An 11,653-nucleotide genomic window follows, 5' to 3' on the forward strand; every position below is an offset into this window, starting at 1 on the left:
GTCAGATTGCCGTAGAGATAGAGTTTTCGTATCGCCGAAGCTCGCTCGTCCCGATCACGTCGCGCCAGGCGTTCCCCCCACAACCAATGACCCAACCAGAGCGGCAAACAGACCAGCAAGGCTGCCAGTTGCAGCGCTGTCGCCTCGATAACCGGCTGTTCATAGGTAACCAGAATTCCGTAGAGCAACCAGATCAACGACCATGTGAAGCCCTGGAGGCCAATCGTGGCACTCACAAACAGATACCAGCGCCTCACCGCTATCATGAGCAGCCTCCCTCTTGCCCCCAGCACCACTGCCACGTGCGCCCATCGTCATTCGCAATTAATTTCCAGCTACCCTCGTGTTGCAGAAGCTCGACAGTAAATGTATAACTCGACGTGCTGCTGCCAAAGAGGCCGGTACGAAAGAATGTCGTCGCCTGTACCGTTACTGTTGCCCGATCACCATTCTGCCGGCTATCGATCACCGCATAGCTAATCTCTTCCTGCGTGACAGCGAGACTTCTGAGCTGGGAACGCATCACCCGTGCATCACGTGGATAGCCCGGCAGGGTAGGCGAGAGCAGACTATGCGCTTGTTCGTAATCACCGCGCTGCAGAGCCAACAGATAATTGAAGACGACATCACCCGGTTCAGTACCGCTACGATAGGTCGGCTCAGCACGGCTTAGCACTATCACCACGGCCACAAGAATTAAGAGGATTGAACCGCCAACAATCGCGAGTAAAAACCGATCACTTGATTGCAGACGCATAGAGCACCCTGTTCTCTGGTATCGTATTGCCATCCAAGAGACACGTCATAGCCTGTGTTGTGTACCACCATGTAAAGACGTGTGACAGGTGCGAAAAGTTCTCGGTCATTGCCGCAAGCGCTCTCGCCGCGGGATCCACTGGTCATGATTGCGATAGCGCCGTCGTAACCGACGACCATACCCTCCCAGCAGCCAGTTCCCCTTCGTCAACAACCAATCGGCAATGGTGTGGGCAGCACTGCCAGTACAAAAGCCGATGATAAATGCCCACGTCTCACGCGGGTAGGCCTCGATCAGAATGTTCACCTGCGTTGCCAGTTCACGGTGATAGGCCGGTGGTGCAAAACCGAGCTGGCCGAGACACCACCCGATACCGAGCAATAAGCCGTACACAACAGCCGCAAAGTAGCCCAGCCGCAAGAGCGGGGAAATAATTAGACTATGACTCCAGAAAGCGCGATGTGGGATCAACCACATGTAGGGACGCCATATCCAGAAAAAGATGCCCCAGCGATTATCAATTGCCGAGTCGATGTCAAGATCGGGCGAAAACATAATGCCCGATACCAGATGCGCACCGCCAAACCAGAGACTACAGGCAAGTGCCGTTGGCGGGCTAAATTGGGCATACTCAAGACAGGCACGGTATACCACCGGTGTCAATGTTATACCACTGACAACCGTTATCAGATCGTGAGTTCGCGCAGACGGCATAGATAACTTGTATTCAACAAAAGATACATTCGCTGCTGAAGGGTCTGTGAATAGTATCATTCCGCATTCTACCAGCCTTTTCTTCCCTGCGCACGATGGCGAACGCACGCCTTCGGTACGCTCTCAGCAACGACCACCCTTGCCCATCACAACCAACACCGCACAGCACTTCTGGTATAATAGCACGTGTGTTCGTGCCATGGCGGAGGTTTGTATGGACATGCCATCCCTCACCGGATTCCCTGGTCAACCAGCCGGGTCGCGGCTCGCGTATACCAGCGAGCGTGAGAGCACTACCGGGCTTGCCGAAACCCTGGCCGCCCTAGCCAACGCTCACGGTGGTACCCTGATCGTCAGTGGTGGACGCGGAACAAGCCTGGCGACTCTCCACGATCCGGCAGCAGCGATTGAACAGGTGCTGGCGGCTGCCCTCTCGTGTACGCCACCGCTCATTATTCCCCTCCCCCAGATCATCGAACACCAGGGAATGTCACTGCTCGCCGTTGAAGTGCCGAGCGGTCTACCCTACGTTTACGCCGTGCAGGGACGGTATCTCCGGCGCGAAGGATCTAGTAATGTTCCACTGTCACCGGCGGCGCTTCATCTGCTGTTTAGCGAACGTGCTGATGTCGGTTGGGAACGGCAAACGCCTCCCGGCGCTTCGTTACAGGAACTGGACGCTGACCTCATCACCGCCTATGCCCGCCGAGTTGGCCCGCCGGCGGGCGACGATCCGCTGGCCTTACTTACCCGTCGTGGCTGCCTGATCGATGGCATTCCAACCAATGCCGGTCTGCTGTTGTTTGGTCGCGATGTCGCTACCCGCTTTCCCCAGGCCGAACTAACGCTGGTGAGTTATCGTGGCCGCGAACCAGCCGACACCTTCGAGCGCGAAGATATCTGTGCTCCCCTCCCAGAGGCAATCCGCCGCGCCGAACGCTGGCTCAACGAGCATATGCGTAAAGGCTCGCGCATGATCGGCCTCGAACGTGAAGACTGGACGCAGTTTCCCCCCGGCGCGGTGCGTGAGGCACTGGTCAATGCAGTGGCCCACCGTGACTATGCCACACGCGGTGAGGGCATCCGCATCACTATGTTCAGCGACCGTCTTGAAGTCTATTCACCGGGCCGGCTGCCCGGTCACGTCACGCTCGACAATATCCGAGCCGAACGCTTCTCACGCAACCCGGCAATCGTGCAGGTACTGGCCGACCTCGGCCTGGTCGAACGGCTTGGCTACGGCATCGACCGCATGCTCCGCCAGTTAGCGGCTGCCGGCTTGCCACCGGCCACATTCCGCGAGACTGCTGCCGGCTTTCTGGTCATCTTACCAGGGCAGCCGATGGCCGAAGCTGTTCCTGGTGGTGTCGATACCGCAGCCTGGCGCCGGATGGGGCTTAATGATCGCCAGATCGATGCCTTGCTGTTCGTGGTCGAACACGAGCGGATCACCAACCGCGACTTGCAAGACATGCATCCCGATGTCAGTGCCGAAACCATTCGCCGCGATCTCTCCGATCTGGTCAGCCGTGGCCTACTCTTGAAAGTCGGCGATAAACGGGCCACCTACTACATTCTCAAATGAACGATATTATTGTCATTCTCCATCAACCGCGTGATCCGCGAAACATCGGCGCAGTGGTACGGGCAATGCTCAACACCGGCTTCCACCACCTGCGCCTGGTCGATCCCTGCCCGTTCGATCCTGCAACGATTACCGCAGTTGCCCATCGCCCCGATCCCGTGCTGACGAACCTCACCGTCCACGCGAATCTATCAGAAGCTATCGCCGATATACGCTACCTGGTTGGCACCAGCGACCGCCCCCACCCCGGTCTGCCGTGGCGCAACGATGTCCGGCAATGGGCCAACGAAACCCATCAGCGCGCTGTCAGTGCCGGCCCGATCGCCATTCTTTTTGGCAGCGAAGGGAATGGCTTGAGTCGAGACGAACTGATTTTATGTCAAGAAATTCTCGGACTACCAACGGCACCTGACTATCCCGTCCTCAACTTGGCGCAGGCTGTTTTGATTGTCCTGTATGAATTGCGACAAGCGACGATGCCCCTTGCGCCGCATCTCCCGCCCGCTGAACCTCCGGCTACCCTGGCTGCACGTGAGCGCTTGTATACCGCGGTCGCAGACCTGATCGGCGTCACCGGCTTTCTCAAGAGCGGCAATGGACAGATACTGCGTCAGCGCCTGCGCACTATCATTGCCCGTACCGACCTCAGCGAACGCGATGCTGCCGTGCTGACGGCACTGCTACGCGAGGTGCTGAGAAAGTTGGATAGAAGATAGGAAAGAGGGGGATACAGATCGCAGGAGTCGCCATGTGAACGGTTTGGCGTGCGGAAGCCATTCTTTCGCACTCACCGTACTTTGTATCGGGTACGTGCAACGTTTGCCTTCATCGGTCACAGGCGAGTCGCCGGTGGATTATCGTCGGCGGGGTTGTAGGACCCCGCATGCCGTACTCCTAACGACTCCTGGTATACCAGTACCAGCGTCCGACGGTATATCGTTCAGATGCGGTATCAGGGTCCTCGTTAGCCGGTGTGTCATAACTTCAATGCTACCAGATTGATACAACAGCCTTCAGGAAGCGGAGTAGGAAAGTTCTAACCGGCTATCCATCTCAAATTCAAGCGCATCGTTTCACTTTCTGGTATTATTGTATTATCAAATATGTACTCAACCAACTTTTGACAAGGTTCCCGCTCGTATGACCACCACCATTCCGTTTTCGGCATTTCGTTCACGTGACTTTCGCCTGCTCTGGTTTGGCAACTTTGTCTCACTAACCGGCACCGAAATGACGCGAGCCGCAGTAAGCTGGCACATTCTCGAACTGTCAGATGGTGATCCCCTCGCTTTGGGGGCGATCGGGGCTGCACGTCTGGTCCCGCTGGTGCTTCTGGCACTCGGCAGTGGTGTCCTGGCTGATGCCATTGATCGGCGGCGGTTAATGATCGGTGCTCAGATTGCCATGATGCTCTGCTCGTTAGCACTGGCCCTCACTGCGAATCTTGGCCTGGCAGCGCTCTGGACGATCTACTCGGTTACTGCACTGGCAGCTGCCGCCAACACTCTTGGTATCCCGGCCCGCCAGGCCCTCATTCCATCACTGGTGCCGCGTGAACATCTGGCCGGTGCGCTCAGCCTCAACATTGCCTCCTGGCAACTAGCAACCATTGTTGGCCCGACGATTGTTGGTCTGCTGATCGAATACGGTGGTGTAGGACTGGTCTACTGGGTTGATGTCGTCAGCTTCACCGCTATCTTGCTGGCGCTTCTACTCATGCGTCCACGCCCAATTGCTGCTGAGAAACGCGATATTAGCTTACAGGCGGCAATTGAAGGGTTGCGCTTTGTCTGGCGCACACCACTCATCTGGAGCACAATGCTGCTCGACTTTCTCGCCACCTTCTTCAGTGCCGCTACAACCTTGCTTCCCATTTACGCCCAATTCATTCTGAACGTTGGACCGCAGGGGATGGGAATGCTCTACGCCGCACCATCAGTGGGTGCCGTTATCGCCAGTGTCATCTGTTCGATCTGGGGCACCGGTAATCGCCAGGGGCCACTGCTGCTGTGGGCAGTGGTGATTTACGGTCTTAGCACCGTTATCTTCGGCCTGAGCACCAATTTTGCCCTATCGCTCCTCATGCTGGCCATCAACGGTGCTGCCGACACGGTGAGCATGGTGGTGCGGGGCAACATTCGCAACCTGGAAACCCCAGATGAGCTACGAGGTCGAATGGTCGCAGTAAACATGCTCTTCTTCGCCGGCGGACCACAATTGGGAGAGATCGAAGCCGGCATTGCCGCTCGCTTACTCGGCACCCAACTCTCAGTAGCCCTCGGCGGCCTGGCGTGTGTCATCATGACCGGGATTGTGGCGGCGAAGGTGCCGATGTTACGCAACTACACCGACGGACGGCACTCGCTTGCAGAGTCAACATCGGTTGCGGCAGCTTCATAACGTACCGGCAGCAATTGATATGGATCTTGTCAATATTGACAGACAGCGATTCTTTTTCTACACTATCTCTTGCAAGAGCTATCTTGAAATAGAAAGGTACATCACTATGGCTATCGAACGCCCAAATGCGTTCGTCTTCTTCGGTCCACAAACAGTTGTCGGCCCTGAATTACAACCGGGAGACAAAGCCCCCGATTTTACGCTGATCAACAGCAAAATGCAGCAGGTCACGCTGGGTGATTTTGCCGGTAAGCCCCTCCTGATCAGTGTGGTTCCTTCGCTTGATACCGGTGTATGCAGCAAACAAACAACTCGCTTTAACGAAGAGGCGGCCCGCCTGGCCGGCCATGCCAACTTCATCACCGTCAGCGCCGATCTGCCTTTCGCCCAGGCGCGCTGGTGCGGTGCCAATAACGCCGATGCAATCCAGACCCTTTCCGACCACCGGGATATGAGCTTCGGTGCTGCGTATGGCACGTATGTACCGGCGTATCGGATTGAACAGCGAGCAGTATTTGTGATTGACCGTGACGGCGTGATCCGATATAGCGAATACGTTCCGGTGGCGGGACAGGAACCTAATTACGATGCAGCCCTTGAGGCACTGAAATCACTTCTCTAGGTTGACAGTCAACCCTCCCAACTGTTTGGTAAGGGAGCGCTTGCCGCCAGCGCTCCCTTATGCTATACTGCCCGTCGGCATAGAGCAAAATGCCAAATACGCACACCCTGAGGCACAGTCGCTCCTCCGGCATTTGCCGGCCCAGACTGTGAGACACGATGGGTGGAGGTGGTTTTAGCCAGAAAAGGAGCAAAACAGGTATGACACAGGCATTGCCGCGCGTCGTCACGATTCGCGAGTTGCTGGAAGCGGGCGCCCACTTCGGACACCCAACAAACCGCTGGAACCCGAAGATGAAGCCGTACATCTTCACCGCCCGCAACGGGATCCACATTATCGACTTGCAGAAGACGGTAACTGGGCTAAGCCGAGCGTATCAGTTCATCACCGAACTTACCGCACGCGGCGAGAAGGTTCTTTTTGTCGGTACCAAAAAGCAGGCGCAGGAAGCGGTGATGGAGGAGGCCGTGCGTTCTGGACAGTTCTACATCAATCAGCGCTGGCTGGGTGGCACGCTCACCAACTTCACAACCATCAAACGCCGTCTCAAGCTGCTGAGCGATCTGGAAGAGCAGCGTGATCGCGGTGATTTTGCCCGCCTGACCAAAGCGGAAGCAGCCAAGCTCGAAGAGAGGATTGTCCGACTCAACCGGGTCTTCGCCGGTTTGAAGGGTATGGATCGTCTGCCGGGTGCAGTGTTCATCATCGACCCGCGCAAGGAAGAGCTAGCAGTACGCGAAGCTGTCAAAGAGGGTATCCCAATTGTCGCAATGGTTGATACCAACTGCGATCCCGATCCAATCGATTACGTGATCCCGTGCAACGATGACGCGATCCGTGGCATTCGCCTGATGGCGGGCAAGATTGCCGATGCCGCCATTGAAGGCACGCGACGACGCGAAATGTCTCAGGAGTAAATTCCTGGAGACGGCCTGGTGCTTGACCGGAGACGTGGCATAATACTATCGGTCAAGCGCGCACAAACCGACAGGTACGGGGGGGCGCATGCCCCTCCGTCGCACGATCCACATCGCTCGTATTTGGATCAACAGCAGAACATACAGATGTACAGGCAGAGGGAGCACAACTGTGGCAGTATCAATTGAATTGGTGAAGGAATTGCGCGAGCGTACCGGTGCCGGCATTAAGGAGTGCCGGGACATTCTTGAGCAGACTGGCGGTGATATTAACAAGGCAATCGAGATTCTCCGCGAGCGTGGTATCGAGGCGGCTGCCAAGAAAGCTTCACGCGAAGCAAACGAGGGATTGATTGGCGTATATGTACACTATGGCTCGCGCATTGCGGCAATGGTCGAGTTGAGCTGCGAGACCGACTTTGTTGCCCGCACTGCTGAATTTGGCCAACTGGCTAACGACCTTGCCCAGCACATCGTCGCACTCAATCCGCGCTTTATCAGCGTTAATGAAGTGACCGACGACATGATTGCCGAGAGTGGTCAGTCTCGCCAGGCTTTTATTGAGGAGACGGTACTTCTCGAACAGAAGTTTATAAAAGACCCGGCACGCACCATCGAAGAAAAGATCAAAGAAGCTATCGCAAAGCTGGGTGAAAATATCGTGGTCCGGCGGTTTATCCGCTACGAGGTTGGGGCATAAGAATCATGTGAGCCGGGCAGTTGCGTGACAAAACCAGCATTGCCCGGCTCGTTGCTACCTGCGAGTTGTTCCATGCAACAGCCAAAATATCGCCGGATTTTAATCAAACTCAGCGGTGAACAGATCAAAGGTAACGACGGCGAGGTTGTCAGTTACGATATGCTTGACTTCCTCGCCCAGGAGATTGGTCGAGTTCATCGCCATGGTGTAGAAGTAGCCGTAGTTGTTGGTGGTGGCAATATCTGGCGTGGTCATCGAGCCATTGAGCGCGGGATGGATGCCGCCCAGTCGCACTACATGGGTATGTTGGCTACGATTATCAATGCCCTGGCCATGCAGGATGCCCTTGAACGCCACGGCCTTGACACTCGCGCAATGACTGCTATTAAGATGGATGAGGTTGCTGAACCGTATATTCGCCGGCGGGCGACCCACCATCTGGAAAAAGGGCGAGTTATTATTCTGGCCGCCGGTACCGGCAACCCCTATTTCACGACCGACTCGGCAGCCGCTCTGCGCGCAGCCGAGATTCACGCCGAAGTGATCTTGATGGCAAAAAATGGTGTCGATGGCGTCTACGATGACGATCCCCGTCGCAATCCGGCAGCCACTCGCTTCGATCACATCCACTACCTCGAAGCGCTAAATCGGGGGCTGACGGTGATGGATAGTACAGCATTGACCTTCTGTATGGACAATAACCTGCCAATTATCGTGTTCAATGCGCTTGAACCCGGTACTATCGAGCGGATTGTAATGGGTGAACACGTTGGAACGCTTGTAAGTAATCAGCGAGGAGGCGCGTAATGCTGAACGATGTAATCTCTACATATGAGGCACACTTGAAAAAGGCCACTGAAGCATTGCGACATCACCTGGCATCGATCCGCACCGGCCGCGCCTCGTCGGCGCTGGTTGAGCATCTTCACGTCGAAGCGTATGGTATGACCATGCCGCTCAATCAACTGGCCAACATCAGTGTGCCTGAGCCACGTATGATTGTGATTCAGCCTTACGATACCAATATGATCAAGGCAATTGAAAAAGCGATCCAGCAGTCAGACCTTGGCTTGAACCCCAGCAACGATGGCCGCGTGATCAGGTTGCCGGTGCCACCATTAACCGAAGAGCGCCGTCGTGAGCTGGTAAAAATGGTGCGACACCGGGTCGAAGAGGTGAAGATTTCGGTCCGTAATCAACGTCGCGATGCCATTGATGATCTGAAGAAGCTGGAAGCTGAAAAGCTGATCAGTGAAGATGAGCTCCATCGTGGTCAGGAACGCATCCAACAGTTGACCGATCGCTGCACCCGTGAGCTTGACCAGATCGGTGCAGAAAAAGAGGCAGAAGTGATGGCAGTTTAGCCATCACTGAGAGGCACTGTCGTATGAGCGAGGATAATGTGCTGGCCGGCGTAACTATTCCGCAACATATTGCGGTAATTATGGATGGCAATGGACGTTGGGCGCAGCAACGTGGTCTGCCGCGCATCGCCGGCCATCGCGCCGGAACAGAAAATATTCGGCCAATCGTGACCGAATGTGCTCGAATTGGGGTACGGGTCTTAACCCTGTACGCCTTTTCGACGGAAAACTGGAATCGACCATCGCTCGAAGTACAGGGATTGATGCAAATTCTGGGCGAGTTTATCGACCGCGAGATCCAAAATTTGCACGCCCAAAATGTCCATCTGCGTCACCTTGGTCGTCTCAGTGGCCTCAGTCCTCATTTGCGGGAAAAGGTAAACTACGCCATTGAACTTACCCGCCACAACACCGGCCTCACCCTGGCAATCGCATTTAATTACGGTGGCCGAGCCGATATTGTTGATGCTGTGCGGGCTATTGTTGCCAGTGGTATCACTGCTGACCAGATTACTGATGAGGTGATCAGTGCGCATCTCTCGACGCATGGATTACCCGATCCCGATATGATTATTCGTACCAGTGGTGAACGTCGCCTCTCAAATTTTTTGATCTGGCAGTCGGCCTACAGCGAATACTGGTTCACACCGGTGTTCTGGCCCGATTTTCGACCCGAACATCTGCATCAGGCAATTCTTGACTATGGACGGCGCGAACGCCGCTTCGGCGGACTCCCCAAGCCGGGCTAATACGCTGGCAATTCGTGTGGCAAGTGTGGTAGTCCTACTACCACTGATTATTGCCGGTGTCTGGTGGCCGCCGACCACTGTACTGCTAGCTGGCCTCGTTATTGCACTGGCAATCAGCGAGTTGTTTGCAATTTTTCGTCAGGGTGGTTATCAGCCGCGCCTGATGGAAGGAATTGTCATCGGTTGGCTGATCTGCGCGGCAACCTTTTTTCAACCGCTCATAACTGTCGATCTGGTCCTGGTGGCGCTGGTCGTTTCGATCCTCGGTGCCCTGATCGCCGAAATTGTGCGCCGGGATCGGCAAACCAGCCTACTTAGCTGGGCATTGACGTTCGCCGGTGCGTACTACGTGAGCGGTCTGCTCAGCAGCTATCTTTTATTACGTCAACTCGAGTTACCGTTGCAGAACGGCTGGCTGGCCTTCGCCAACATCCCCTCTGGTGCGGCCTGGGTCTTCTTCACCCTGGCCATCACCTGGCTGCAAGATACCGGCGCATTCTTCGTTGGTCGTGCCTTCGGACGCACCAAAATGGCGCCTATCCTCAGCCCGAAAAAGAGTTGGGAGGGCTTTGCCGGCGGGATGGTTGCTGCTATCGCGACTGCCCTGTTCTGCGTTCCCCTGTTGGGACTCCCCATTACGCTGCTTGAAGCGGCTATTCTGGGCGTGATCGCCGGCATTTTTGGTCCGCTCGGCGATCTTGCCGAGTCGCTGATCAAACGCCAGGTCGGCGTCAAAGATTCAGGGTATATTATTCCTGGTCACGGTGGGATTCTGGATCGCATCGATAGCATCCTCTTCACCGGGCCGGTTGTCTACTACATGATCGTATTGTTTACAAGGTAAGGTAGGAACGGGTTATGATTACAACCATCACGACCAGCCGGGAACAGTGGACTCCCGATACGGCACTGGCCGGCTTTGAAACGAGGTCGATCAATCTGCGCAGTGGCCGGGCAGTGTTGATCCGCCAGATCAATCCGCCAAACCAGGGCCGAGCCGTGCTGTACGTCCACGGCTACTCCGACTACTTTTTCCAGGCCCATCTGGCCGATGTGTTCCGTGCCCACGGCTACGCATTCTACGCCATTGATCTACCCGGCCACGGGCGTGCAATGGAAACCGGTCAGACCCCCTGTTTCTACCGCGACATTACCGAATTTTACCCGTTTCTCGACGCCGCGATAAACCTGATCGATGCCGAACAGCAGCAACCCTGGCTGGTGTTGCACGGCCATTCTGCAGGAGGACTGATCACTGCCCTGTATGCCGCCGAAGGTCAGCAGCGTGAACGGATCGGCGCCCTGGTGCTCAATAGCCCCTTCTTCGACTTTTTTATTGATCGGGTGACCCGGGCATCGATCCCGTTGGTGATGTTGCTTGGGCGTATCCAACCAACGCGCGTCGTTGGCAAGCTCTCCCCGGTGTATGGCGAGAGCATCTATCGCGGCACCGGTGGCGAATGGGAGTTCGATCAACGCTGGAAACCGGTGCAGGGGATTCCTATGCGGGCCGGCACAGCTCGGGCCATCCTGCTGGCTCAACGCCGCTTGCGGCGGGGATTGGGCATTCGCTGTCCCATTCTAATCGCGCATTCAGCACGTTCGGCCTGGCCCATCGCCGGCAGTCCAGAGGTGGGACGCGCTGATGTGGTTCTCGACGTAGCTCATATGCGTCGTGATGGCCCTTGCCTGGGGGATGATGTAACCATGATCGCGATTGATGGTGGGCTGCACGATCTGACCCTCTCTCCACTACCGGTTCGCGAACACTACTTTCGCGAAATGATGGCCTGGCTGGCAGAGGTGGCGACGCGTCAACCGGTGACGTAAAGCAGAGCAGTGTAC

Annotated in this window: 14 protein-coding genes; 11 read left to right on the top strand and 3 right to left on the bottom strand. The window is 56.0% G+C overall.

Annotated features, from left to right (window positions below):
* The 3 genes from VAE55_RS09705 to VAE55_RS09715 all read right to left on the bottom strand — a co-directional run.
* Positions 1–266 (bottom strand): DUF5671 domain-containing protein (locus VAE55_RS09705; RefSeq protein ID WP_322815585.1); only part of this gene is annotated, 266 nt, incomplete at its 3' end.
* Positions 263–757, bottom strand: coding sequence for a DUF4878 domain-containing protein (locus VAE55_RS09710; protein ID WP_322815586.1), 495 nt, complete (start codon positions 755–757; stop codon positions 263–265). The genes VAE55_RS09710 and VAE55_RS09705, both read right to left, overlap by 4 nt.
* Before the next feature lie 105 nt (positions 758–862).
* Positions 863–1,471, bottom strand: coding sequence for a metal-binding protein (locus tag VAE55_RS09715; RefSeq protein WP_322815587.1), 609 nt, complete (start codon positions 1,469–1,471; stop codon positions 863–865).
* 214 nt (positions 1,472–1,685) lie between these two features.
* On the opposite strand from VAE55_RS09715, the gene VAE55_RS09720 reads away from it, so the two are divergent.
* The 11 genes from VAE55_RS09720 (at position 1,686) to VAE55_RS09770 (ending at position 11,638) form a co-directional block, all read left to right on the top strand.
* Positions 1,686–3,056: an ATP-binding protein gene (locus tag VAE55_RS09720; RefSeq protein WP_322815588.1), complete on the top strand. Its 1,371-nt coding sequence runs from the start codon at positions 1,686–1,688 to the stop codon at positions 3,054–3,056.
* Positions 3,053–3,772: an RNA methyltransferase gene (locus VAE55_RS09725; RefSeq protein ID WP_322815589.1), complete on the top strand. Its 720-nt coding sequence runs from the start codon at positions 3,053–3,055 to the stop codon at positions 3,770–3,772. The genes VAE55_RS09720 and VAE55_RS09725 overlap by 4 nt, the downstream gene beginning before the upstream one ends.
* Before the next feature lie 424 nt (positions 3,773–4,196).
* Positions 4,197–5,456 carry an MFS transporter gene (locus VAE55_RS09730; RefSeq protein WP_322815590.1) on the top strand — a complete coding sequence of 420 codons (1,260 nt, stop codon included), beginning with the start codon at positions 4,197–4,199 and terminating at the stop codon, positions 5,454–5,456.
* A 106-nt stretch (positions 5,457–5,562) separates the two neighbouring features.
* Positions 5,563–6,078, top strand: a complete 516-nt coding sequence (gene tpx / locus VAE55_RS09735) for a thiol peroxidase (RefSeq protein ID WP_322815591.1) — start codon at positions 5,563–5,565, stop codon at positions 6,076–6,078.
* A 200-nt stretch (positions 6,079–6,278) separates the two neighbouring features.
* The gene (gene rpsB, locus VAE55_RS09740) at positions 6,279–6,995 is read left to right on the top strand and encodes a 30S ribosomal protein S2 (protein WP_322815592.1); all 717 of its coding nucleotides are present in this window, start codon (positions 6,279–6,281) and stop codon (positions 6,993–6,995) included.
* A 172-nt stretch (positions 6,996–7,167) separates the two neighbouring features.
* Entirely contained in the window at positions 7,168–7,695 is a 528-nt protein-coding gene (gene tsf, locus VAE55_RS09745; RefSeq protein WP_322815593.1) for a translation elongation factor Ts, read from the top strand.
* 72 nt (positions 7,696–7,767) lie between these two features.
* On the top strand, positions 7,768–8,502 hold the full coding sequence (pyrH, locus tag VAE55_RS09750; RefSeq protein ID WP_322815594.1) for a UMP kinase: 735 nt from the start codon (positions 7,768–7,770) through the stop codon (positions 8,500–8,502).
* Positions 8,502–9,059 (top strand): ribosome recycling factor, encoded by a 558-nt coding sequence (gene frr, locus VAE55_RS09755; protein WP_322815595.1) that lies wholly within the window; start codon positions 8,502–8,504, stop codon positions 9,057–9,059. Before pyrH ends, frr begins: the two co-directional genes overlap by 1 nt.
* Positions 9,060–9,082: 23 nt before the next feature.
* The gene (locus VAE55_RS09760) at positions 9,083–9,808 is read left to right on the top strand and encodes an isoprenyl transferase (RefSeq protein WP_322815596.1); all 726 of its coding nucleotides are present in this window, start codon (positions 9,083–9,085) and stop codon (positions 9,806–9,808) included.
* Positions 9,762–10,652 carry a phosphatidate cytidylyltransferase gene (locus VAE55_RS09765; protein ID WP_322815597.1) on the top strand — a complete coding sequence of 297 codons (891 nt, stop codon included), beginning with the start codon at positions 9,762–9,764 and terminating at the stop codon, positions 10,650–10,652. Before VAE55_RS09760 ends, VAE55_RS09765 begins: the two co-directional genes overlap by 47 nt.
* Positions 10,653–10,666: 14 nt before the next feature.
* Entirely contained in the window at positions 10,667–11,638 is a 972-nt protein-coding gene (locus tag VAE55_RS09770) for an alpha/beta hydrolase (RefSeq protein ID WP_322815598.1), read from the top strand.
* Positions 11,639–11,653: the final 15 nt, after the last annotated feature.

Origin of the sequence: Chloroflexus sp. (assembly GCF_034432675.1) — a bacterium.
In the GTDB taxonomy this organism is placed as follows: Bacteria; Chloroflexota; Chloroflexia; order Chloroflexales; family Chloroflexaceae; genus Chloroflexus.